This window comes from Deinococcus indicus (assembly GCF_002198095.1).
Taxonomy (GTDB): Bacteria; Deinococcota; Deinococci; order Deinococcales; family Deinococcaceae; genus Deinococcus; species Deinococcus caeni.
On sequence record NZ_NHMK01000011.1, the window covers coordinates 185,338 to 206,516 of the forward strand.

Sequence of the window (21,179 nt, forward strand, 5' to 3'; positions counted from 1 at the left end):
CTATTTCTGCCCCGGAGGTCGTATGAGCGCGCCCGAGTCCCACGCCGATCCTGTTCCCGCACCCACCTGGCTGCTGCGTACGCTGGGGCAGGCGGAAGTGCTCGTGAACGGCGCGGCCGTCGTGTGGACCGCCCGCAGCGCCGCCGAGCTGCTGTGGTACCTGCACGCCCACCCGGACGGCCGCTACCGCCACGACCTGCTGCGCGACCTGTGGGACCTGGAGGACACGCCCGCCGCCCTGAACCGTTTCCGGGTGACGCTGCACCGCCTGCGGCACGCGCTGGGCCGCGCGGACGCCGTCACCGAGAGCGGCGGCCGTTACGCGCTGCACCCGGACCTGCTGGCCGCCAGCGACACCGCCACCCTGCACGACGCGCTGCGCGGCGCGCGGCAGGCCGGCCCCCCGCGTGAGCGCGAGGAACTGCTGCGCCGCGCCCTGGCCAGCGCGGACGGCGAGTACCTGCCGCACCTGAACGGCGAGTGGGTGCAGGAGGCGAGGCAGGCGCACCGCGCGGCCGTCGTGGAGGCCCACCTGACCCTGGCGCGGCTGCACTGCGACGCGCACGAGTGCCCACTGGCCGCGCAGGAACTCGTGCGGGCCGCCGCGGCCGACCCCCTGATCGGCGAGGACCACCACCAGCGGCTGATGGCCTGCCTCGCCATGACCAGGGACCGTTACGCCGCGACCGAACACTACCGGCGGTACCGGGCGTTCCTGGCCAGCGAGATCGGCGACACGCCCATGGCGGACACCGTGGCCCTCGCCGAGCGCCTGAAGGGCGGCGAGCTGCCCTGCGTGGACGCCCCGTTCCGCCCGGCCGGCGCCCGAGACTGATACGGCTGCCGGGCGGACGCAACCCGGCCAGCGGCGCCGCATGGGAACAGCAGGCAGAGAAACGGCAGGCAGAGGAACAGCGCGACGGACAGAATCCGTATCGCGCGCCGGTCATGCGCCGGTAACGGGTCGGTAATGCCCTCACCGGACCCTCCAGGCATGGAGGTTTCCGAGTGAGAGTTCTTGATCTGATGAGTACCCCCGTGATCACGGCCGTTCCTTCCCTGTCGCTGCTGGACGCCGCGCACCTGATGCGCTCGCGGGGCGTGCGGCGCCTGCCGGTCCTGGCGGGCGACACGCTGGCCGGCATCGTCACCGACCGCGATCTGCGCGAGGCGATGCCCAGCCGCGTGTCCAGCCTGTCGCCCTGGGAGGCCACCACGCGTCTGGCCGCCGTGACGGTCGCCGACGTGATGCGCCGCTCGGTCCTGACCACCACCCCCGAAGCGGACGCCCGCGACGCGGCGTACACCATGCTCCGGCACCGAGTGGGCGCTCTCCCGGTGGTCGACGTGACGGGGCGCGTGGTGGGCGTCGTGACCGTCAGCGACGTCCTGCGGGACTACGCGGCGACCAGCCCGGCCGCCGCGCTGGCCGCCGCTCCGGAGGGCGCGCGGTGAGCGCCCCGCCCCCCGAGGAGCGCGGCGCCGCCCCGCGCGGCACGCTGGTCGTGATCCTCACGCTGCTGCTGAGCGTCCTGGGCCTGTGGATGCTGGTGCTGGGCGTGTTGCAGGGGCGCGCGTGAGCGGCGCCGACCCCGCCCCCCGCCTGGACCACCACACCCTGGAACGCTACGAGACGGCGTGGCTGGGCGTCGCGGTCGTCATGACGGTCCTGCTGTTCGCAGGCGTGATCGCCAGCCTGATCAGCGGCACGTACCCGCTCCTGGGCGCCGGGACCGGCCACGCGCACGAAGGGCCGATCGTGAAGGGCCGCGTGGACCCCGCGCGACTGGCCGCCACGCCCTTCGCGAAGCCGGGTCTGGTGGTGGACCGCGCCGGGCAGCCGGTCCTGAACGACCGGGGCACCCTGGACGCCTACCTCGTGGCCGGGGGCTTCACGTTCCAGCCGGCGGCGCTGCGCGTCCCGGCGGGCGTGCCCGTCACGCTGCACGTGACCGCCACCGACGTCGTGCACGGCTTCCAGGTGACCGGCACGAACGTGAACGTGGAGATCCTGCCCGGCCACGTCGCCTCGCTGACCGTCACCTTCCGCCATCCCGGCGAGCAGCACGTCATCTGCAACGAGTACTGCGGCGCCGGGCATCACAACATGATCACCCGCTTCATCGTCGAAGCGCCCAGGGAGACTCCGTGACCACCGCCCTTCCATCCCGACCGGCCTCCAGCCCGGCGCTGCCCGGCCTGGACAGCGCCACCCTGACCAGCCTGAAGAAACTGACGCAGTACTACGCGGTCACGGCCTTCCTGGCCCTGATGATCGGCGTGCTGCTGGGGCCGCTGCAGGCCCTGAACTACGGCGGCATCAACGTGTACGACTACCCCCTGCTGAAGGTGCTGATCAGGTCCTACTACCAGGGCCTGACGCTGCACGGCGTCCTGAACGCGCTGGTGTTCACGCAGTTCTTCATCAGCGGCTGGATGCTGTACCTGCCGGCCCGCGACCTGAACGTGCGGCCCAACATGCGCTTTGCGTGGTTCACGTACCTGACCATGACCGCCGGACTGCTCACGGCCGCCGTCCCACTCCTGATGAACGACGCGACCGTGCTGTACACCTTCTACCCGCCGCTGGAGGGCAGCCCCGTGTTCTACATCGGCGCGGCCGTCATGGTCGCCGCGAGCCTGCTGGTCGCCGGGCAGGTCGTGTGGCTGTGGCTGGCCTGGAAACGCGCCCATCCGGGCCGCGTGACGCCGGTCGTGACGTACATGAGCGTCGCCACGTGGCTGATGTGGATCGTGGCGGCGCTGGGACTGGTCGCCGAGGTCGTGTTCATGCTGATTCCCTGGTCGCTGGGCCTGACGCGCGGCGTGGACCCGCTGCTGGCCCGCACGCTGTTCTGGTGGACCGGGCATCCCATCGTGTACTTCTGGCTGCTGCCGGCGTACATCTCGTGGTACGCGTTCCTGCCCCGGCAGGCGGGCGGCCGCATGGCCAGCGAGGGCCTGACGCGGCTGGCCTTCGCGATGTTCCTGGTGTTCAGCGTGCCCGTGGGCCTGCACCACCAGTACGCCGACCCGAACGTGCAGAACAGCTGGAAGGTCATCCACATGTTCCTGACGTTCCTGGTGGCCGTGCCCAGCCTCCTGACCGCCTTCAGTGCCGCCGCGTCCCTCGAGGACGCCGCCCGCGCCCAGGGAGGCCGGGGCCTGATCGGCTGGGTGCGCCGCCTGCCGTGGAGGAACGCCGGCATGACCGCGCAGGTGCTCGCCATGGTGTCGTTCATCTTCGGCGGGGCGGGCGGCATCGTGAACGCCTCCATGGCCTTCGCGCCGGTCGTGCACAACACCGCCTGGATTCCCGGTCACTTTCACATCACGGTGGGCACCGCGACCACCCTGACCTTCATGGGCGTGATGTTCTGGCTGGTGCCGCACCTGACCGGCAAGCGCCTGTTCTCCCCGCGGCTGGCGCTGGCGTCGGTGTGGTGGTGGTTCGGCGGCATGATGCTGTTCGCGCTCGGCATGCACTGGCAGGGACTGGCCGGCGTGCCCCGGCGCGCGCAGGTGAGCGCCTCGGCGCAGCAGGCGGCGTACGACGGCATGAACATCGCCCTGCCGAAACTCCTGACCGCCCTCAGCGGCGGGGTGCTGTTCGTCGCGGCCATCCTCTTCTACACCGTCCTGATCCGCACGCTGCTCTCGCCGCGCCAGGACGACCCGGAAAGCACCCCCATCCCCACCAGCGAGGCCATCAGTCCCGCCGGGCCGACCCTGCGGGAGGCCAGCCTGCTGGTGCGCCGCACCGAACCGCTGCTGGCCCTGACCTTCGCCGCGCTGGTGCTGGTGATTCTGGTGTACGGCCCGGTGATCGCCCCCATGCTCGCAAACTACCAGTTCATTCCCGGCCAGAGGCTCTGGTGAGCGGCGCCCACCCCGGCCCCCCGGCCGGTCCCAGGCCCGCTCCCGAGGACCGCTGGTTCACCCGCCGGCAGGTCGCGGCCTTCGCCGCCGTCCTGGCGATGGCCGCCGCCCTCGGCACCGCCGCGTACCAGACCGGAGGTCGGCTGGCCGGCACCGGCGGAGGCGCGGTCGTCACGGCCGCCGCCGGCAGCCCACCGGACGGGCGCGCCCTGTACGCCGCCAGTTGCGCCGGCTGTCACGGCCCGGACGCCGCCGGCGCCCTCGGCCCGGCCCTGCGCGCCTCGGCCGGCTGGCGCGGCGCCGACTTCACGCGGGCCGTTCTGGAGGGCCGGACCCCCGACGGCCGCCAGCTGGGCGCCGTGATGCCCCGCTTCGCGGCCGTGGGCCTGGACGGCTCGGCCCCCACCCAGGCGCAACTGGACGCCCTGCACGCCTACCTGAAGACCCTGCCCTGAGCAGCGCGGCGCGGGGGCGGGATTGACAGGCCGCCCCCGCGCCCTTAAGCTGTGTGGGCCTGACAGGACGTGGGCAGAGATACGGTGGGTTTAGCTCAGTTGGTTAGAGCGCCGCTCTGTGGAAGCGGAGGCCGGGGGTTCAAGTCCCCTAATCCACCCCACACCTTCCGGCCCACAGCAGCGATGCAGCGGGCCGGAACTCTTTTTTTGCACGGCGGTGCGCGGGGATGGCGGAACTGGTAGACGCACCAGACTTAGGATCTGGTTCCCGTAGGGAGTGAGGGTTCAAGTCCCTTTCCTCGCACCACACAAGGCGGCCGGCTTCTTCCCTGACGGGGGGGAGCCGGCCGTCACTTGCAGCGGGGCAGGCGCGGCCCACTGCGGGCCAAATGCACTATGATGCTTGGCGGCATGTCGCGCGCCCCCGGTGGGGACGCGAGCGGCACGGCAGAATCAACAGAGGAACGCGTCCCTGACCGCCGCCCCACTGTGGGGCGCAGGTCCGGACACGCAGACGGGAGACCCAATGGCAGAGCTGATCAGCAGAGAAGGCAACAAGGTGGAATTCAAGGTGTCGGTGCCGGCCGCCGAAGTGAACCGCGCATACGACCAGGTGTGGGCCGGACTGGCGCGCGACGTGCGCGTCCCCGGGTTCCGCCCCGGCAAGGCGCCCCGCAAGGTCATCGAGGGCCGCGTCGGGAAGGGTTACGTCGAGCAGGAAGTGCGTGACCGCCTGCTGGAAACCCACTACTCCCAGGCTGCCCGCGAACTGAAGCTCAGCCTCGTGGACGCCAACATCGACCCCCAGCCCCTCAAGAGCGGCCAGGCCTTCGAGTTCACCGTCAAGGGCGAGACCTACCCCGAAGTGACCCTCGCGGACTGGAGCGGCCTGAGCCTCAGCGCCGCCGCGCCCGAGATCACCGACGAGGTGCTGGACCGCACCCTGAGCGACCTGCAGGAACGCAACGCGACCTTCGACGACGCCGACCGCGCCATCGAGGCCAGCGATCAGGTGACCATCGAGGAGCAGGGCGAGGACGGCGGCACGTACCCCGTGTACCTGGACGTCGCCGAGGCGCACGTGCGCGACGCGCTGCTGGGCAAGAACAAGGGTGACACCGTCGAGATCACCGTGCCCGCCCACCAGCACGGCGACCACGAGCACGCCGAGCACACCGTCACGGTGAAGATCGTGGACGTGAAGACCAAGAAGCTGCAGGAACTGGACGACGAGTTCGCCAAGAGCCTGAACTTCGAGTCCCTGGAGCGCCTGCGCACCGACCTGAAGGCCGAGCTGGAGCGCCGCGCCACCCAGGAAGGCGAGGCCGCCCGCCGCGAGGAGTTCATCGATCACCTCGTCGCCGGCATGACGGCCGACATTCCCCAGGCGTTGCTGGACCGCCGCCGTGAGGCGATGCAGGCCGAGATCCAGGACGACCTGGGCCGCCAGGGCGTCAAGTGGGGCGAGTACGAGGCCTTCATGAAGGAGCAGGGCAAGCTCGACGAGTTCATGGCGGACCTCGGCAAGAACGCCGAGACCCGCGTGAAGCGTGACCTGGCCCTGGAGAAACTGGCCGAGGACCTGAACGTTCAGGTCAGCGACGCCGAGTTCAACCAGACCATGACGGCCCTGGCGCAGGCGAACGGCCTGAGCCCCGCCGACCTGAGCAAGCAGCTCGGGCCGAACGGCATCAACTCGTACTACATCAGCCTGACGCGCGAGAAGGCGCTGCAGCAGGCCATTGCGCAGCTGGCGGGCGGTCAGACCGAAGCCGCCGCCGAAGAGGCCAGCACCGAAGAGAGCAGCGCGGAAGCCGCCGAGTAAACCGGCGTCCGGAAGGAGGGGGAGTGTCCTGCGGGGCGCTCCCCCCTTTTTGTCACGCGAAAAATTAACTGTCAAAGTTCGAACAAATTAAGTGTCACTGCCGTTGACACGTATTTCTTTCCAGATTGACAGATAATTCTTTTCATACACTCCGGTGAGCAACTGCTCTGATCTTCGGTTTCGAGAGTCTATAACGCCCCCGCAAATCTGCGGGGGCGTCTGCCTTCGGCGCAAGTTGTCCGTGCCTATTCGCGCTCAGGCCAGTGCCAGGTGCCCGGCTTCTGGCCACTCTGATCTTCCTGCACCGCTGTGTTGAAGAACTGCCCTGTGGGGTTGAGGACGCAGAGTCCGACCGCGCCGCCCTCTCCCACCTGGGTGATGATGGCCGCCCGATGCTCTGGCTTGTACTCGCCGCCTGGGGTGCCGTACGCCACGTAATGCACGATCCGGCCGACGCTTGGTGCTGTCACTGGCGCACCTGCGCACGGTGCGTGCTGCCGCTGGCGCGCTTGTACGTGGCGACGGCGCTCAGGCGGCTGCCGCGCATGGGAAGCACGAAGTTTCGGCCTGCGGGCAGCTGGGGCACGGTGCAGAGGATGTCCCGCACGTCGACGCGGCAGTACTCCGGCGTGTTGATGCGCAGGCCGTCGCCGCTCACGCGCAGCACCAGGTCGTAGGCGTCCAGGCTGCCCGCGTAGAACGCCACCTTGGAGTACTCGCCCCACGTGGCGGACAGGAACGCGCGGCCGCCGTCGCTGGGATCCACAACGGCCACCGCGCCACCTCCCACGCTCGGAACGGCCGCTGGTGCGCACGCGGCCAGCGTCAGCAGGCACGCCAGCGCGAGAGCGCGCCGCATCACTGCACACCGCCGGGCGCCACGTCGTCAGCATCCACGACGGGGGCCGGGAACACGCGCAGGAACGCGGACTCGATCAGGGCGGCCAGCGCCTCACCTTCCAGGAAGGGCAGCACCCAGCGTTCGATCCCGTCCGGCAGGGCGGCGCGGGCGGCCACCACGAACACTGCCTGGGCGATCTTGGCGCGGCTGGTGCCCGCGAAGATTCCCTGAAGCTCCTGAGCGGCCTTCACGGCGGACTCCGCGAGCTTGCCCAGGCTGTCGTAGGTGACGTTGCCGCGCAGGATGGCCTGTCCCTGGCGCAGCAGATCCGGCAGGTAGTGATCAGCCCAGGCGTCCAGCGCGGCGGTCTGGGTGGAAGTGGCGGCCCCGAGGGCGAGGGTGCCGGTCAGAAGGGTCAGAAGCTGCTTTTTCATCGTGTTCTCCAGAGACGGGAACGGCCCACCGTGGTGGGCCTGGGCGGATTGGAACGCGCCGGAGCGCGGGCGGACCTACAGGGCGCGGGCGATCGCGTCAGCGATTGGCGTGAGCATGGCGATGCGGGCGGCCTTCCCGGCGGTACCCGTGGGGGGCGCGTGCATGAGGCTGTCGAACTCGATCATCACGGCGGGTCGACTGTCCGGGAACGCGTCGATGTACAGGCCCTTGAACCGGCTGTGGCTGCTGGGTTCGCACCAGCTGGCCGCGCCCTGCTTGAGGGTGGGCGCGATGAGCTGCGCGAGGCGCCGACTGGGCTCACCAGGGGCGTGATAGACGCCGCTGCGGTGACGGGACGGCTTGAAGACCATGTCCCAGTGCAGGCTGATCAGCGCAGCCGCGCCTAGCCCGGCGGCCATGCGCGTACGCCAGGAGAGATCCGGCTTGGGTCCGTCGTTCCCGTCATGGGTGAGGACCACGCGGAATCCGCGCCCTACCAGCAGGAACTTCAGCGTGACGGCCATTTCGAGGTTGGCGTCCGCTTCGGTGCGGTCGCCGTGTACGCAGCCAGGGTCGTAGCCCAGCACGCCACGCGTACTGCCGTGGCCAGGGTCCAGCACGATGATCTTTTCGCGGTACTTCGTCATCTCGGGGGCCTCCAGGGCGTGAAAAACGCACCCGGCCTGCGGCGCGGGTGCGTGGGGTAGTGAGTGGATTAGGAAAGGGGGCGAAGACGCGTGGTAAGAGTATTCACGAAGCGGGCGAGACCGATCAGCAGCACTGTGAACGCCGGGTACACCAGGAGGAGATACGGTGACGCGCCGGCCAGGGCGCCGCCCACACCGGCGGGGACTTGCAGCACCAGGAGCAGAGCACTGAGGGCCGCACCGACCTTCAGGTCCGGGAACTCCCGCAGGCGCAGCCACAGCCACCAGCGCAGCCAGTACGCGACGTTGCTGGGCGTGTGGGGCGGGGGGAAGGCCACGCGCAGGTACCGTTGCAGGGCGGCCAGCATGACGAGGGCGGACCACGCCAGCAGGACGCGCAGGACGCTGGTGACGATGTACCCCAGCACGGGGTCCGTGATGATGGGGCCGTTGTAGGCGGCGTTCCAAGCCTGGGCAAGTTCAAGCATCGGCGGGCTCCTTGGTGCCGGACAACTCAGGCGGTTGTGGGTCGGTGGGCGGCGGCGGGAGATCGTCCGGCACGCCCGGCAGGCGCTTGATGGCGGAGAGGATCACCAGGAACAGCCAGCCGGGGCCACGCGGCCCGAGGGTGTGGCCGGCGATCGCGGCGACCAGGAGGACCGGCACAAGGTCCAGCGAGAGCGGGACATGCCGCGCACCCTCCGCCACGGCCATGCCCACGACGGCGGTGCTGATGAGGTTGGCGGTCAGGACGCGCCGGGCGGGCCAGGGCTTGCCGCTGCCTGCGAGGGCTGTGGCGTGCATGCCGGCGGCCACCACACCGGCGGCAGCGACCACAGCCAGGGCGTAGGTGTCGAGCGTCGGATCAAGGGCCACGGGGACCTCCTACGGCCTGAACATATTTTTCACTAAGACTTATCGGGTAGACTAAACGAACAGCGGCCCTCGCGGCGTTCCAGCGCCCAGGGCCTCTGCACCTTGTCGGAGGTACAGCATGAAAGAGACTAGCACCACGCCAGTGGCGTCCATGCCCCATGACTACTGGGACAGCCTGACGCGAGAGAAGCGCGAGAAGATCGTGCGCCAGGCGCTGAAACGCCGGGACGTGCCCACCCTGGTCAGCCTGACCATGCACAACCTGCTGTCCTACGGGCGTGGCGGGGCGCACACCAGCCTGCACACGATGCGCGCCTACGCCACAGGCGTCCGCGCCTACCTCGCCTACGCGTTGCCCCTCGGGTGGAAGCGGCTGTGCGAGCACGACACCGACCTGACGATCGGGTACATCCGGGCGCTCGAGCGGGCCGGGGTGAAGCCGGGCACCATCAACGCCAGGCGCAGCGCCGCACGTGCGCTGTACCGCGCCCTGCGCTGGGCGGGCGTCCTGCACGCGGACCCGTTCGCCGACACCCCCAGGGCGCAGGACCGCGAGGAACGCTGGACCAAGCGGGAGGCGTACAGCCGCGAGGACATCGACGCGCTGCTGGCGATCGCCGATCCGGACGAAACGCGCCTGGTGCTGCTGGGAGCGCACGGGGCGCTGAGAATGGCGGAGCTGACCAGTCTGCGGTGGGAGCACGTCAACCTCCTGAAGCGAACCATGGTGATCACGGGGAAAGGGCGAAAGACGGCGACCGTGCACCTGTCGCAGCCACTGACGGCCGCGCTGGAGCAGGTGCCGGCCGGGGACCGGAGCGGACATGTCCTGCCGTGGCAGAACCCGAAGACGGTGCGCCTGGTGCTGCGGGCGTTGTGCCACCACGCGGACGTCCAGTACGCCAAGAGGCAGGTTCACGGCCTCCGACACGCATCGGCGACGATGCTGCTGGACCAGTGCGGGGACATCTTCGTGGTGGCCAGACACCTGCGCCACAGCAGTGTGGGCACGACCGAGGCGTACGCCAAATTGAACAACCGGAAGCTGACGGACGCGCTGGCGACGTGGGATGACGACGAAGGGGCGGCGGGGGCGGTGGTTGCGGCGTCCTGAGTTCGAACCGATAACGGGCCGCATCTGCGGCCCGTTTCTCGTTTTTGCTGAGTTTGAATGTGTGGGATCAGCCGACGTACAGGTCGAACGGGATACTCGCTGCCGTCGCTGCCACCGTGACGTTCGTGGCGTCTACCGCCGTGTAGTACACCGCCCCTGCGCCCCTGCTGCTCACCATCACGTCTGTGGGCGCGTAGCCCAGCCCGTGCGCCACCGTGATCGTCGTGCCGATGGTGCCGCTCGTGGTGCCCGTCAGTTTTTTGAGCCCCACCACGCGCCCATCTGTGTCTGACGTGGGTGCGGCCAGATTTTTGATCCGCAGACGCCCAGCCGCGTCCGTCCACAGGCGCGTGCCACCCGCGTTGATGGGTTTATCCCACGCCGCGTTGAGCACGATGGCCCCGGACGCCCACGGCAGGTAGATCGGACTGTCCAGCACGCCGCCCGCTGCGCTGCGCCGCATGATCTCCAGATCGCCGCCCGACCCGTGCCGGACAATCCACCGGGCCAATCCGTCAATCTGGAACGTCAGATCCGTGTTGCTGCCCGCCGCTCGGCTCATCACGAGTCCGGCGAGTTTGACCTGAATCCCGGACAGGAATTGCGCCAGCCAGGATGCATTGGCAGGGATACGGTCGTTGGTGTTGGGGGTGTTGTCTGTGATGACCGCGCCCGCGTCCAGCGCCTGCGTGACGCTCATGCCGCTCGGGGTGGAGAGCGCCTGCGTGAGCCTGCTCCCCCGGATGGTCGTGCGGGCGTTGAGCACGATTTTGACGCTGCTGACGCTGGGCGTGCCCAACTCCTTCAAACCGTCTACGAGGTGCCGTCCCGTGGGTTCAACGGTGCTGTAGTACGGCGCGAAGTACCCGCCCTTGTGAATCGTGCCGATCACTTCGACCTCGCTGGGCGCGGTGTCGTTGAGTTGCAGTTGGTAGTTCCCGCCCGTGAATTCCACGTTGCGGACACTCACGCGGCCCGCGCTGCCGATCAGCATGCCGTTGCCGTACCCGTCAGTGTTCAGGAATTTCGTGCCCTCGACAGTCACGTCGCCGGGCGGCAGGGGGTACGTGCTCGCCAGCAGGTATTTGTTCCGCACCAGCAGGCCCGCACCGCCGAACTGGTCGGTGCTGCGTCGGGTGTCCACGGTGCCGCCGCGCAGGATGAGCCGCTGTGCGCCGTCTGCCATCAGCCCCCCGCGCTGGGAGGTCGTGAACTCCGGGTCAATGACCTCCATGTCCTCTGCGGTCGCAATGAACACGTAGGGCAGGCCGGTGCCGGTGTATTTGGGCCGGGTGATCTTGTACCCGTAATCAGCCGAGAACGCTGTGTTGCCCGCGCCCCAGCCCACCACGCCGGTTGCGGCGTCGTCGGTACTGTAGCAGCGTTTGCTGCCCAGACCGTGCAGCAGGTAGGCGGTATTGGCGTTGTCCTGCGCGGTGTTTTCGCTGCTGCCACTGTCGTAGCACTGCACGTAATCCACATGGTGGCGCACGCCCAGGCTCGTGCTCTTCCACACGTGCCCCCGCGTCACGCGGTCCAGACGCACGAGGTAGCCCATGCCGCCAAATTGCGGCCTGAATGGCCGCGTGCCGTTGATCTGTGCCACAAATGGGTCATAGCTCTCGTGGATGCACACGGCGTGCATCTGCCAGCCGTCCAGCGTGATGCCCTCTACGCGCGGCGTCACGGCCCGCTCGATGTGGATGATGTGCGGGGCCTGCGTGCCCACCAGCGGCCCCACCCGCGCCCCGCCGCCCGGATCAACCTCACGGATCAGGGTGCCCGCCCCGCCGATCACCTGCGGGGAGTTGAGCGGGGTGGGCGAGGGGATCAGGTAGGGCGTGACGCTGTAACTCCACTCAATCGGTTTGGCGAGCGTAATGGTCGCGCCGCTGATGGCCGTGATCTGCGTCCACTCGTAGCGGTCGGTGTAACTGCTGCTGCCCACTCCGGCCCGTCCGGCGGGAACGGTGCCGTCCGGGTTATCCCACGCCCAGGTGGTGTATTTGTCGCCCAGGCGCACCCACATGCCCACGCTGAGCGCAGCAGCATCTCCAGCGGTGGCGAGGGTCACGGTGCGGCTCCCCTCAGTGCAGGCGGTCAGGGTCAGGCTGGCACCCTGCGTTCCGGCCATGTGCAGGAACGGGCGTCCCAGCGGGCCTTCGGAATGCCAGATGAGGCGCGTGCCGGTGAGGTCGACGACGAGCGTTTTGCCGGGGATGTGGTCAACGGAGCCGATGTCGTAGGTGAGCCCGTCGCGGGGGTACTCGATGCGGCTCCCGTCCGGCGCGGCGGCGTGGACGGCGCTGGCAATCGCGGCGTTCTGCGCGGCGGTGCCGCCAGGGATGAGGGGGACGCGGTAGACGCGGGCGGCGAGGGCGTCAGCGGCAGCGAGAGGGGCGCGGGCCGTGATGGCAGTGCCGCTCCAGTACACACGTTCATTCGTGCTGATTACCCGGTAACCGCCTACCGTTTTCCCGGTCAGCGCTGCCTCATTGGGTACGGCAGTGAGGCCCATCTCTGCCTGCGTCTGCGCGTTATCGGCCAGCGCCTGTTCCATCTCAGCGAGCTTCGTGGTTCCTTCGGTCAGCAGGTCACGCGCGGCCTGGAAGGTCAGCGGTTCGCTCCCGGAGTAGGTCGTGACGCCCTGCGGCTCCGTGTAGTCGAACTCCGTGCCCGCGAGGTTCGTGGCGATCAGGTTCTTGCGGTACAGGCTGCGGCGTTCGCTTCCGTCGGCGTAGACGAAGACCTCTTCGAACAGCCCCTCGACAGGTGCAGGCTCACCGGCGGCGCTCACGACGGTGTAGGCGTCAACGGCGGGGTTGAACGGGTCTCCCCAGCTGCCGCGTGCTCCAGCAGTGCCGGCCCGCCACTTGAATTCTTCGAGTCGAACGGCGGCGTTCCCCTGGCCGTCTTCGTAGCGCCCTGCGCGGTAGATGCGCAGGGTGCCGGACGTGGGGGTGCCCTGGTAGGCGCTCATGCCGATCAATTTGGCTTTCACTGTGCACCTCCCTTGATCTGAATGGCGGCCAGCAGGCTGCTGATACGCGTGTCGGTGGCGTTCACGAAGTTGGTCAGGCGCGCTTCGGCGGCGTCCATCCAGAGCTGCATCTGCACTTCGAGGGGTTCGAGGTTCGCCGCGGGTCCGGGCGGGCCGGATTCCCCTGGTTCTCCCTGGGGTCCCTGGGGACCTGTCGGTCCGGGGTCGCCCTGTGGGCCGGTGGCGCCGCGCGCGATCTCGCGCAGCAGGCTGGGCAGCTGGGCGGACAGTTCCTCGCGGATGATGTCGCGGATCAGGCTCTTGGTCAGGTCATCCATGGGGTCTCCTAGAAGAGGCGGGGGGTGTCGTCTGCGATGGACAGCCACCGGCTACCACTGGGCAGCAGCGTGAGGGTGCAGGTGTGTTGATCGCCGGCCTGGTGGACGGTCACGAAGCTGAGCGGGACGCGGTACGGGCGGTATACGCGGCCGTCGCGTTCCAGTCGCCGGGAGGCTTTCGCAAACTCCCACAGGGCTGTGGCTTCCGCACTCGCGGCGGCTTCGGTGCTGGCCTCGATCGTGCACACCAGTACCAGCGGCGTGGGGACCGCGCGGCCGTCGCCGGCCTCCTCCCACTCGTCGGATTCCACCGCGCGGATCAGGCGGTACTGGAGTGTCTCGCCGTCGCCCTGCGCGACCTTGGCATCTGCCGGGAGGGTGTAGGTGCTGTTGTCCGGCTTACGCAGGACGTAACGGTTCTCTCCGGCCATCAGGCCCCCTTGAGCGCGAACTTGATGGCGCGGCCCACGTCGCTCTGCCCGTCACTGCCCAGGCGGATGCGGGTGCTGCGCAGTTCGTCGGATTGATGGGTGTACTCCCACAGGGCCGTGTCGCCCGTCACGTCACCGTCGGGCGAGCCGGTAACCGTGACCTGCGGACTGGGTGAGAGCAGGCCGGGCAGGGTGATCTCTGCGGGCGTGGTGAACGGGACTTGCAGGAACGTTTCGGCCACGCGCTGGGCGGTGACGTCATCAACGCTCAGCAGCTGGAAGTCGTAAATGCGCATCACTACGGGCGGGCTGGGCGGCGTGGAGTACACCGAAGTTTCGACTGTTGCGTTGGTGTACCAGGTGTTGCCCGTCGTGTCCGCGCCGGGCGGGATGATGACCACAACGGTCTGCCGGGAGTCGGTGTTCGGCAGGTAGAGGGTCGTATCGAAATCTCCGCGCCGGGTGTAGGTGCCCACATCGAAGTCGGCGAGGCGCTTGTAGTCCGGGAGGCTGTATGTCAGCCGATACCCGATCACGCGGCTGGCCGGAGCTTCCATGAAAATCAGGTTCCCAAACCCGATGGGCACCTCTGCGTAGGTGTCCGGGTCGCCGTCGACCATGTTGCCTGCGTTGGTGATGGGAGCCGGGTTGCTGGGATGCTGAGACCCGGTCATGGGTGTCACGTACAGCCCAGTGACGACGCTGACACCGTCTGGCGGCTCCACGCTCTTCGATGCGAGGTACAGGCTGTGCTGAGCGTGTTGCGCAGCGACCGTGACGGTGCGCGGGAGGTAGTTGTTGCGCAGCTTGGCACCGCTGGGCAGGCTGGGGGCACTGACGGCCCGCAGCACCGCCTCCGTCACGGCCTCCCGTCCCTGGACGCGCAGCTGGCGCCACGGCTGGCCCGCGTAGGCGATGACACGGGGAGGTGCGGCCGGGCGTCCGAGGAAGATCCGGCCCCGTACATCGACGCCGCCAGGTACACCTGCGGCCTTGCCGAGTGCACTGAGGACGGTGCTCAGGTCACTGGTGGGCGCGTAGTACAGCGGGATGATCGGGCCGGTGTCGGTGCCGCTGCCGTCACCGATCAGCGTGGGGTCGTAGGTCAGGGTGGGCGGAGTCAGGCGGCTGAAGATGTGGCGGGCGATGGTGTAGACCCCCTGGTTGCGGTACACCACGCCGTCCATCAGGGTGCAGCGCAGAGCCTCGCGGCCGCCCAGTACTTGCCATGTGTCCGTTTCCTGGTTGCTGGCGGCAGGCGGGTCCGGGACTATGCCGTAGAAGGCAGGTTCGCTGTCCACGCTCAGGGAGACGACGCTGCGCGGCGCGATCCGCAGGCGATCGTTCCGTCCGGTCCCCTCAAGCTGCACGGTGTCCCCGGCGCTGGTGAGCTGCCATTTGAAGCCATCCTCCAGCCCGCCGGCAGCGGCCTGGGTGATGGTGTTCAGCAGCAGCCCTTTGTTGGCGGTCCAGATCTTCAGTTCGTAGCTCATAGACCTCCCGTGGCCAGGTCGTAGGCGAGGCTCACGAACCGCCCACTGCGCGATTCGGTCTGTATGCGCACGTCCACCCCCTTGCTGAGGACGTCTGCGGCTTCCAGGAGCTTGTCGGCGGCGCGGTCGAGTTTGATGAAGCCGTCGGCGTTCCCGCCCACCGTGACCTGCGTGGTGGGGATGACGACGTTGTTGCTGGCCGTGGTGGCGGCCTCCTGGGCGATGGGGGCGCTGCTGGTAGTCGAGGGGCTGCCGCTGGGCACGCTGGCCGAGGACCGGCTGATGCTGGCGGCGAACCCGGCGGCGATGCCGGCGATGGCGGTGGCCGCGACGGCGGTGAGGACCACGCGGGGGTTGAGGGTCGCGCCGTCCAGGATGGCTGTGGCGAGTGCCAGGGCGGCCTGCGCGGCGATCATCGTGGCAATCTGCTGCACGACGCCCAGGGCCATGACGGCGAAGCTCTTGACGACGCTCCCGGCGGTGACGCCCGCGCCGCTGGCCAGGGATTCGAAGGTGTCGCGGATGAAGCCGCTCAGGCCGTTGATGGCCGTCTTGTACACGTCGAGCGCCTTCACGCCGGTGTCCAGGCCGTTGATCTTGAACGTGACGTTGATCTCGCGGTCCTGAATTTCGGCCAGGATCGCGTTGAATTCGGTGACGTTCTCAGCGGCGCGGGCAGCCTCCAGCGCAGCCTGCAGTTCCGCGTCGCTCAGATCTTTCAGGCCCTTCACCCAGGTGTCGAAGCCCATCTTGTTCAGGTTGTCCGTCCACGCCTTGTGGGCGGCGTCGCTGTCCTTGACGCGGCGTTCCTCTTCCGCCAGTACGGCGGCGTAGAGGGCGGCGTCCTCAGTGGCCAGCGCGGCGGACTTGGCTGCGGCGAGCTGCCCCTCATCCAGGATCTTCAGTTCCTGGGCGAGGTCTGCTGCTGCGGTCTTGTCGCTCAGCTGGTCCATCAGGTTGGTCCAGGCCCCGCCCTGGTCACTGCCGGGGGCGTCCCGGCCCTGCTGGTTGTCTGGCAGCAGGGGGCCTTTCGGGAGGGTCTGGAGGTCCTTGATCTGATCCTTGAGGAGGCCGACCTGCGCGGCGCTGATGCGTCCGGCCCGCCCGGCGTCCTCAATGGATGCCACGAACGCCTCCGCGACGCCGGGGGTGTCCAGTTCGCCGCGCAGTTCCAGCAGCCGGTCCATCAGGGCCTCGAACTCAGCCTGTGCGTCCACCAGGGGCACGGCGGCGGCGGCGAGGTCCCGCCCGCCCAGGCTGCTGAGATCCAGGGCAGCCAGGGCGTCCGCGCCGGCCTTCACGCCCGCTTCCAGGTTCGCCTTGAACTCCTGGGCGCGGCGGTCGCCTTCAAGGATGACGGCGGCCATGAGGCGGCTGTCACGGGTGGCGGCGGCTTCGGTGTACAGCTCCATCAGTCCGGCGTCGCTGAGGCGCTGGATGGAGTCGATGGCGCTCTGCACGCGGGCCGCGTAGGCGTCCTGCTCTGCCTTCGTGGTGTCCGCGATGGTGGCCTTCTCTGCGGTGGCGACGGCGCGGCGGTGCGCCAGGGCGTCCGCCCAGGTCCGTTCGATCAGGGCGGCAGCGTCCGGCGCGAATTTCTTGGCGTCCGCCAGGGCGGCTTCCACGTCGTCCCGGATGGCCTGCACGCTGAGGCCAGTGACGGCGGCCAGGCTCTTGATCAGCCCCTCATCGCCCGCGCCGTAGGACTGCCGGTAGGCGCTGCTGGCCGCGCCCTGCGGGTCCCGCTGTGCGGCGCTGTTGGCGGCGGCGAGTTCAGCGGCGGCGAGGGCGGCCACGGCCTGCGCGGCCTCATCGGCGCGGGTTTTCTGCTCACTCAGGACCGCGTTGAATTTCTGGCCGTCTCCGGCGGCGATCGCGTTGGCGCGGGCGGCCGCGAGCTGCTGATCGGTGTAGCCGCGCAGGCCCTCGACGTACACCTCCCACGCCTGGCCGTCCAGGATCTGCTTGCGGTTCGCGGCCAGCTGGTCTGCCTGCTGTTTGGCTGCGTCGGCACTCTTGCGGGTGGCCGCCTCGACCTCCTGTTCGCGGCGGTTCTGCTCGCTCTTGATGGCGTTGTACTTCTCGATTTCGCCGCTGGTGCGGGCGGTGGCCAGGGCGCTGCTCAGCTGCGCGTCGGTGGCGCGGCGCAGACTGGCCACGTAGCGTTCCATGGCCTCGCCCTGGGCGATCTGCTCCCGGTTGCGCTGGAGTTCGTCTGCGGCGCCCTTGGCGGCCTTCTGGGTTTCGGACGTCTTGCCCTTCACGCCGTCCAGTTCCTTCGTGACCAGGGCCAGGGCCTTGAGCCATTCGGTGTAGACGGGCGTGCCTTCCTTGACGGTGCTGAGCTTCGCCGTCAGCTGCGCGCGGGCCTGTTCCAGCGTGCGGGTGTACGCGCCCAGATCGATCTTGCCCACGGCCTGTTCGGTCTTCAGGTCGCTCAAGGCGTCCAGGAACGCGGCGGCGGTCGCCTGCGCGGCTTTCGCCACGCGCGGCACCTCGGATTCGATGCCCTGTGCGAAGCCCTGCCCGGTGAACTCGCCCAGTTCCGCCATGACGCGGGACGGGGACTGGATGCGCAGGATCTTCTTGATGCCGCTGATGACGACGCCGCCCAGGTTCTGCACGGCCTGCAACACGAACTGAGCCGCGCCCCGGATGCCGTTCACGTAGCCCACGATCATGTCGATGGCGACCTGTTTCAGGTCGATGTTTCGCAAGAACGTGACGGCCCCGTTCAGGGCGTTCATGACGATTTCCTTGACCTGGTTCCAGATGGCCAGCGCCTTGGCTTTCACCTCGTCCCAGTTGCGGTACAGGTACACGCCGGCGGCGACCAGGGCGGTGATCGCGGCCACGGCCAAGCCAACCGGGCCGGTGATGAAGGCGATCGCGGCTCGCAGGGCGATGCTGGCGGCCGTGGCGGCGGTCGTGGCGACCGTCCAGGCAGTCGTGATGGCGGTGGCGGCGATGGTGGCGACGCGGTGGATGGCGAGTGCGGCCACGACCGTGCCGATGCCGGATGCCAGGGGAATCAGGATTTCCTTGTTCCGTTCCAGGAACGCGCTGAACTTCTGGACGCTGGCCGCTGCGGTGTCGATCGCCGGGCGGACGGTGTTGTAGGTGTTCACGGCCCCGGTCCCGAAGGCTTTCACGGCGTCGATACCGGCCTTGATCCAGCCGGGCAGGCGTTCGCCCAGCCACGCGGCGGCCTTCTGCACGTAGGGCAGCGCATCGTTGGCGAGGGACAGCAGTTCCTTTCCGACCGGGAGCATGGCCAGCTGGATCTGCCGCCACATCCCTGTGACGTAGTCGTTCAGGCTGGTGTACCGCTGGTTCAGCTGGTCGGTGCTGCCCTTCAGTTCGCCCAGCTTGGTCTTGGTGAGGTCGAGGTCCTTGATGCCTGCCGCCAGGTCCTCACCGGCACCGCCGAAGATGGTGGCGATGATCTGGGTGCGTTCCGCCTCGCCCTTGACGTTCTTCAGGCGTTCAGTGACCAGCTTGAAGGCGTCTCCGATGGTGAGCTTGCCGCTGTCGATGTCCTTGACCAGCTTCGCCTGGCTGAGGCCCAGCTGGTCGTAGGTGTCGGCGCTGGCCTCGTTCACGTCGGTGACGGTGAGGCTGAATTCCTTCAGCGCGTCGGCAATCTTGTCGGTGCCCAGGGCACCCTTCTGGGCGCCGGTTTCCAGCAGGCTGAACAGTTCACCGGCCGGCAGTTTGGTTTTCTCAAACTGCGGCCCATATTCCATCAAGGTGTCCAGGAAGTCCCCGGACGAGTTCAGGCCGCGCTGGAAGCCGGCCGTGATGAAGTCCATGGCTTCCTGGGCGCCTACGCCGGTGGCGTCCATGACGGCCTGCACGGCAGAAGCGACGCGCCCTTGCTCTTCCTCGAAGGTCTCCGCGATCGCCACGGTCCCGCCGGTGACGGACCGCAGCTCTTCGTCGGTCAGGCCCTTGATTTCCTTGCGGACGTTGGCGACCGCCGCGCCCGCCTCCGAGAGAGAGCCGGTCCAGTTGTCGCCAAACACCTGCTCAGCGACAGCGCCCAACCGCTCCGCTTCCTCACGCGACGTGCCCAGCTTGCTCTGGAATTCGTCCACGTTCTGAGCGGCTTCCGACGCCAGGTCGAGGCTGCTCTTCGCTGCGCCGATCAGTGCCGCACCCAGCGCCAGGGCCGCGCCAGTGGCCACGCCCAGACCCACGCTCACGGCACCGCCAAAGCGGCTGCCCGTGCGTTCGCCAGCAGACCCGGCGTTCGCCTCGATCTCCTGTAACCGCCGTTCGAATTCCTCGAATCGGCCCTGCACGTCGATGTAGACCGTGCTGGCCGGACCACCCGCTCCGCCTCCGCTCGTCATGATTCACCTGCCTCCTGCTTGATCTCCGCGAGCGGAGCGATGTTCAGCGCCCATGCGGGCACGCGGTTGGCCTTTAGTGCGACCAGGAACTCCTGCGCGGCCGTGACGGGCACGCGGGTCGGGTCCGGCAGCCCGTAGGCCCGGATGAAGCGCCGGTAGCCCCGCCCGCGCCGCTTGGCGCGTTCGTCTTCCTCCGGCGGGTTCAGCAGGGCGTCCACGTCCTCGTCCCGGTACTTGCTCCAGTGGTAGGCGAGGATGGCGCGGTCCCGCAGGTACAGCACCAGCCCCAGCTGCTTCATGTACCCAGCCCGCTGGGTGGGAGTCAGGTGCTGCGGCGGACCGGCGCCGGGGAAGAACGCGGCAATCAGCGCGTATTCCTCGCTTAGATCGCTTCCACCAGCTTGCCCGCCATCCTGTCCAGCATCTTGGACATGAGGCGGTCCATCACTTTTGGGTCTGGCAGCCTCCCACTCAGCAGCACAGCCAGCACCTGCGACAGCGCGGTGTTCCGCTGCACAGCCTGCCGGGCCTCCTCGCGGGTCACGTCGCTCGCCGCGCACTCCATCAGCCAGTCCACAGTCACGTCGCGGGTCTGATCGTCACTGGTCAGCGTTTCGAGTCGCTGCACCATGCGGGCGCGTTCGACGTCGGTCCGTTCCGGGATCTCGAAGTGCAGCACGCGGTCAGCGGTCAGGCGGATGTCCAGTGGCACGGTGTTGACGCCAGCGGCCTGCGTCAGGTCCAGTACGAGGGGCTTACGGGTCATTTCAGGACCTCCAGTGGGATGTTCAAAACCCGCGCGTGTCCCTTCGCCCGGAGGAAGCTCTTGGGCAGGCGCACGCGCAGGCGGGTCTTGGTTTGTGGGCACCGCAAAAGGATGTTTCGGGTGGTCTGGCCGCGCATCACGAACAGCAGTTCGCAGTGCAGGCGCGTCCCGTCATCACTGAGGGACGCGCCGTACGCGCAGGCCACCGGCTGCCGCTCACGGCGACTGGTGGCGATGAGTTCCATTCAGACGGCCGTGCTGGTGTCTTCGAAGTGCTGGCCCCATCCAGTCAGACCGACCGTGAACGTGACGATTCCCTCGACCGGGATGGGCTTGCCGGTGCTGGTAACCAGGGCGCAGCCGCCCTCGTTCACCGTCTCTGCGTCGGTGCGGCGTTCCACCCAGACGTACTTACCACGTGCGGCCCGCAGGGCAGTCATGGCGGCCCGCTGGGGTGCGGTGGGCTGGACGTTGCCGGTCAGGGTGATCGTCCAGCTGCCCTGGCCCGCCTTGGGTTTCGCCCAGCTGGTGGGGCCACCGCCGGCGGCGGGCGTGCCGTACATGGCGGGCGTGTCGCGGGCGACGGTGGCGATCGTGACCGGCATGTCCGACGTGCTCAGCTCCGGCAGCTCCAGCGCAGTGGCGTCGAAGTTGGCGGGGCGGACGGCGGTCGGCTCGGTCAGCACCATGAAGCGGAAGAGGCTCTGGTCGCCGTAAATGACATCAGGGGTGGGTGCAGTCATC

The 21,179-nt window shown here is 68.6% G+C and carries 23 protein-coding genes and 2 tRNA genes; 10 read left to right on the forward strand and 15 right to left on the reverse strand.

The annotated features are described in order from the left end of the window. Positions 1 to 22 precede the first annotated feature (22 nt). From CBQ26_RS09000 to tig, 9 genes are all read left to right on the forward strand, one after another. Complete coding sequence (locus CBQ26_RS09000; RefSeq protein WP_088248294.1) at positions 23 to 835, forward strand: AfsR/SARP family transcriptional regulator; 813 nt, start codon at positions 23 to 25, stop codon at positions 833 to 835. A gap of 191 nt (positions 836 to 1,026) precedes the next feature. Next, complete coding sequence (locus CBQ26_RS09005) at positions 1,027 to 1,455, forward strand: CBS domain-containing protein (RefSeq protein ID WP_088248295.1); 429 nt, start codon at positions 1,027 to 1,029, stop codon at positions 1,453 to 1,455. Further along, on the forward strand, positions 1,452 to 1,580 hold the full coding sequence (locus CBQ26_RS22815) for a hypothetical protein (RefSeq protein ID WP_268248298.1): 129 nt from the start codon (positions 1,452 to 1,454) through the stop codon (positions 1,578 to 1,580). The genes CBQ26_RS09005 and CBQ26_RS22815 overlap by 4 nt, the downstream gene beginning before the upstream one ends. Next, entirely contained in the window at positions 1,577 to 2,152 is a 576-nt protein-coding gene (locus tag CBQ26_RS09010; protein WP_229844063.1) for a cytochrome C oxidase subunit II, read from the forward strand. Before CBQ26_RS22815 ends, CBQ26_RS09010 begins: the two co-directional genes overlap by 4 nt. Beyond that, on the forward strand, positions 2,149 to 3,879 hold the full coding sequence (locus tag CBQ26_RS09015; RefSeq protein WP_088248296.1) for a b(o/a)3-type cytochrome-c oxidase subunit 1: 1,731 nt from the start codon (positions 2,149 to 2,151) through the stop codon (positions 3,877 to 3,879). Before CBQ26_RS09010 ends, CBQ26_RS09015 begins: the two co-directional genes overlap by 4 nt. Beyond that, a complete protein-coding gene (locus tag CBQ26_RS09020) occupies positions 3,876 to 4,334 on the forward strand; it encodes a c-type cytochrome (RefSeq protein ID WP_088248297.1) in 459 nt (152 codons plus the stop codon). Before CBQ26_RS09015 ends, CBQ26_RS09020 begins: the two co-directional genes overlap by 4 nt. An 84-nt stretch (positions 4,335 to 4,418) precedes the next feature. Further along, positions 4,419 to 4,495: transfer RNA gene (locus tag CBQ26_RS09025), tRNA-His, on the forward strand. Between the two features lie 60 nt (positions 4,496 to 4,555). After that, positions 4,556 to 4,641 (forward strand) — tRNA-Leu (locus CBQ26_RS09030). 219 nt (positions 4,642 to 4,860) lie between these two features. Beyond that, positions 4,861 to 6,159, forward strand: coding sequence for a trigger factor (gene tig, locus CBQ26_RS09035; protein WP_088248298.1), 1,299 nt, complete (start codon positions 4,861 to 4,863; stop codon positions 6,157 to 6,159). A gap of 245 nt (positions 6,160 to 6,404) precedes the next feature. On the opposite strand, the gene CBQ26_RS09040 is transcribed toward tig, so the two are convergent. The 6 genes from CBQ26_RS09040 to CBQ26_RS09065 form a co-directional block, all read right to left on the reverse strand. Beyond that, on the reverse strand, positions 6,405 to 6,629 hold the full coding sequence (locus CBQ26_RS09040) for a hypothetical protein (RefSeq protein ID WP_088248299.1): 225 nt from the start codon (positions 6,627 to 6,629) through the stop codon (positions 6,405 to 6,407). After that, positions 6,626 to 7,018 carry a hypothetical protein gene (locus tag CBQ26_RS09045; protein WP_088248300.1) on the reverse strand — a complete coding sequence of 131 codons (393 nt, stop codon included), beginning with the start codon at positions 7,016 to 7,018 and terminating at the stop codon, positions 6,626 to 6,628. Before CBQ26_RS09045 ends, CBQ26_RS09040 begins: the two co-directional genes overlap by 4 nt. Then, positions 7,018 to 7,434 carry a hypothetical protein gene (locus CBQ26_RS09050; RefSeq protein ID WP_088248301.1) on the reverse strand — a complete coding sequence of 139 codons (417 nt, stop codon included), beginning with the start codon at positions 7,432 to 7,434 and terminating at the stop codon, positions 7,018 to 7,020. The genes CBQ26_RS09045 and CBQ26_RS09050 overlap by 1 nt, the downstream gene beginning before the upstream one ends. 75 nt (positions 7,435 to 7,509) lie before the next feature. Continuing rightward, complete coding sequence (locus tag CBQ26_RS09055) at positions 7,510 to 8,082, reverse strand: N-acetylmuramoyl-L-alanine amidase family protein (protein WP_088248302.1); 573 nt, start codon at positions 8,080 to 8,082, stop codon at positions 7,510 to 7,512. Between the two features lie 68 nt (positions 8,083 to 8,150). Continuing rightward, complete coding sequence (locus CBQ26_RS09060) at positions 8,151 to 8,570, reverse strand: hypothetical protein (RefSeq protein WP_088248303.1); 420 nt, start codon at positions 8,568 to 8,570, stop codon at positions 8,151 to 8,153. Beyond that, a complete protein-coding gene (locus CBQ26_RS09065) occupies positions 8,563 to 8,958 on the reverse strand; it encodes a hypothetical protein (RefSeq protein ID WP_088248304.1) in 396 nt (131 codons plus the stop codon). Before CBQ26_RS09065 ends, CBQ26_RS09060 begins: the two co-directional genes overlap by 8 nt. A gap of 118 nt (positions 8,959 to 9,076) precedes the next feature. On the opposite strand from CBQ26_RS09065, the gene CBQ26_RS09070 reads away from it, so the two are divergent. Next, a complete protein-coding gene (locus tag CBQ26_RS09070) occupies positions 9,077 to 10,072 on the forward strand; it encodes a tyrosine-type recombinase/integrase (protein WP_088248305.1) in 996 nt (331 codons plus the stop codon). Positions 10,073 to 10,139: 67 nt separating this feature from the next. Here the strand turns inward: CBQ26_RS09070 and CBQ26_RS09075 are convergent, their stop codons facing one another. The 9 genes from CBQ26_RS09075 to CBQ26_RS09115 all read right to left on the reverse strand — a co-directional run bounded on the left by CBQ26_RS09075 (position 10,140) and on the right by CBQ26_RS09115 (position 21,178). Beyond that, positions 10,140 to 13,073: a hypothetical protein gene (locus CBQ26_RS09075; RefSeq protein WP_088248306.1), complete on the reverse strand. Its 2,934-nt coding sequence runs from the start codon at positions 13,071 to 13,073 to the stop codon at positions 10,140 to 10,142. Next, positions 13,070 to 13,390 carry a collagen-like protein gene (locus tag CBQ26_RS09080; protein WP_088248307.1) on the reverse strand — a complete coding sequence of 107 codons (321 nt, stop codon included), beginning with the start codon at positions 13,388 to 13,390 and terminating at the stop codon, positions 13,070 to 13,072. Before CBQ26_RS09080 ends, CBQ26_RS09075 begins: the two co-directional genes overlap by 4 nt. Before the next feature lie 8 nt (positions 13,391 to 13,398). Next, positions 13,399 to 13,821 carry a hypothetical protein gene (locus CBQ26_RS09085; protein ID WP_088248308.1) on the reverse strand — a complete coding sequence of 141 codons (423 nt, stop codon included), beginning with the start codon at positions 13,819 to 13,821 and terminating at the stop codon, positions 13,399 to 13,401. Further along, entirely contained in the window at positions 13,821 to 15,314 is a 1,494-nt protein-coding gene (locus tag CBQ26_RS09090; protein WP_088248309.1) for a hypothetical protein, read from the reverse strand. The genes CBQ26_RS09085 and CBQ26_RS09090 overlap by 1 nt, the downstream gene beginning before the upstream one ends. Then, positions 15,311 to 19,669 carry a phage tail tape measure protein gene (locus tag CBQ26_RS09095; protein WP_088248310.1) on the reverse strand — a complete coding sequence of 1,453 codons (4,359 nt, stop codon included), beginning with the start codon at positions 19,667 to 19,669 and terminating at the stop codon, positions 15,311 to 15,313. The genes CBQ26_RS09090 and CBQ26_RS09095 overlap by 4 nt, the downstream gene beginning before the upstream one ends. Then, entirely contained in the window at positions 19,666 to 19,968 is a 303-nt protein-coding gene (locus tag CBQ26_RS09100; RefSeq protein ID WP_088248311.1) for a hypothetical protein, read from the reverse strand. The genes CBQ26_RS09095 and CBQ26_RS09100 overlap by 4 nt, the downstream gene beginning before the upstream one ends. Before the next feature lie 83 nt (positions 19,969 to 20,051). Continuing rightward, a complete protein-coding gene (locus CBQ26_RS09105; protein ID WP_088248312.1) occupies positions 20,052 to 20,435 on the reverse strand; it encodes a hypothetical protein in 384 nt (127 codons plus the stop codon). Continuing rightward, positions 20,432 to 20,680, reverse strand: coding sequence for a hypothetical protein (locus tag CBQ26_RS09110; RefSeq protein WP_088248313.1), 249 nt, complete (start codon positions 20,678 to 20,680; stop codon positions 20,432 to 20,434). The genes CBQ26_RS09105 and CBQ26_RS09110 overlap by 4 nt, the downstream gene beginning before the upstream one ends. After that, the gene (locus tag CBQ26_RS09115; RefSeq protein ID WP_088248314.1) at positions 20,681 to 21,178 is read right to left on the reverse strand and encodes a hypothetical protein; all 498 of its coding nucleotides are present in this window, start codon (positions 21,176 to 21,178) and stop codon (positions 20,681 to 20,683) included. Position 21,179: the final 1 nt, after the last annotated feature.

Coding starts and splice junctions, on each gene's coding strand:
- CBQ26_RS09000 (WP_088248294.1), top strand. CDS start 23: ATGAGCGCGCCCGAGTCCCACGCCGATCCTGTTCCCGCACCCACCTGG.
- CBQ26_RS09005 (WP_088248295.1), top strand. CDS start 1,027: ATGAGTACCCCCGTGATCACGGCCGTTCCTTCCCTGTCGCTGCTGGAC.
- tig (WP_088248298.1), top strand. CDS start 4,861: ATGGCAGAGCTGATCAGCAGAGAAGGCAACAAGGTGGAATTCAAGGTG.
- CBQ26_RS09045 (WP_088248300.1), bottom strand. CDS start 7,018: ATGCGGCGCGCTCTCGCGCTGGCGTGCCTGCTGACGCTGGCCGCGTGC.
- CBQ26_RS09050 (WP_088248301.1), bottom strand. CDS start 7,434: ATGAAAAAGCAGCTTCTGACCCTTCTGACCGGCACCCTCGCCCTCGGG.
- CBQ26_RS09055 (WP_088248302.1), bottom strand. CDS start 8,082: ATGACGAAGTACCGCGAAAAGATCATCGTGCTGGACCCTGGCCACGGC.
- CBQ26_RS09060 (WP_088248303.1), bottom strand. CDS start 8,570: ATGCTTGAACTTGCCCAGGCTTGGAACGCCGCCTACAACGGCCCCATC.
- CBQ26_RS09070 (WP_088248305.1), top strand. CDS start 9,077: ATGAAAGAGACTAGCACCACGCCAGTGGCGTCCATGCCCCATGACTAC.
- CBQ26_RS09080 (WP_088248307.1), bottom strand. CDS start 13,390: ATGGATGACCTGACCAAGAGCCTGATCCGCGACATCATCCGCGAGGAA.
- CBQ26_RS09085 (WP_088248308.1), bottom strand. CDS start 13,821: ATGGCCGGAGAGAACCGTTACGTCCTGCGTAAGCCGGACAACAGCACC.
- CBQ26_RS09090 (WP_088248309.1), bottom strand. CDS start 15,314: ATGAGCTACGAACTGAAGATCTGGACCGCCAACAAAGGGCTGCTGCTG.
- CBQ26_RS09095 (WP_088248310.1), bottom strand. CDS start 19,669: ATGACGAGCGGAGGCGGAGCGGGTGGTCCGGCCAGCACGGTCTACATC.
- CBQ26_RS09100 (WP_088248311.1), bottom strand. CDS start 19,968: ATGAAGCAGCTGGGGCTGGTGCTGTACCTGCGGGACCGCGCCATCCTC.
- CBQ26_RS09105 (WP_088248312.1), bottom strand. CDS start 20,435: ATGACCCGTAAGCCCCTCGTACTGGACCTGACGCAGGCCGCTGGCGTC.
- CBQ26_RS09110 (WP_088248313.1), bottom strand. CDS start 20,680: ATGGAACTCATCGCCACCAGTCGCCGTGAGCGGCAGCCGGTGGCCTGC.
- CBQ26_RS09115 (WP_088248314.1), bottom strand. CDS start 21,178: ATGACTGCACCCACCCCTGATGTCATTTACGGCGACCAGAGCCTCTTC.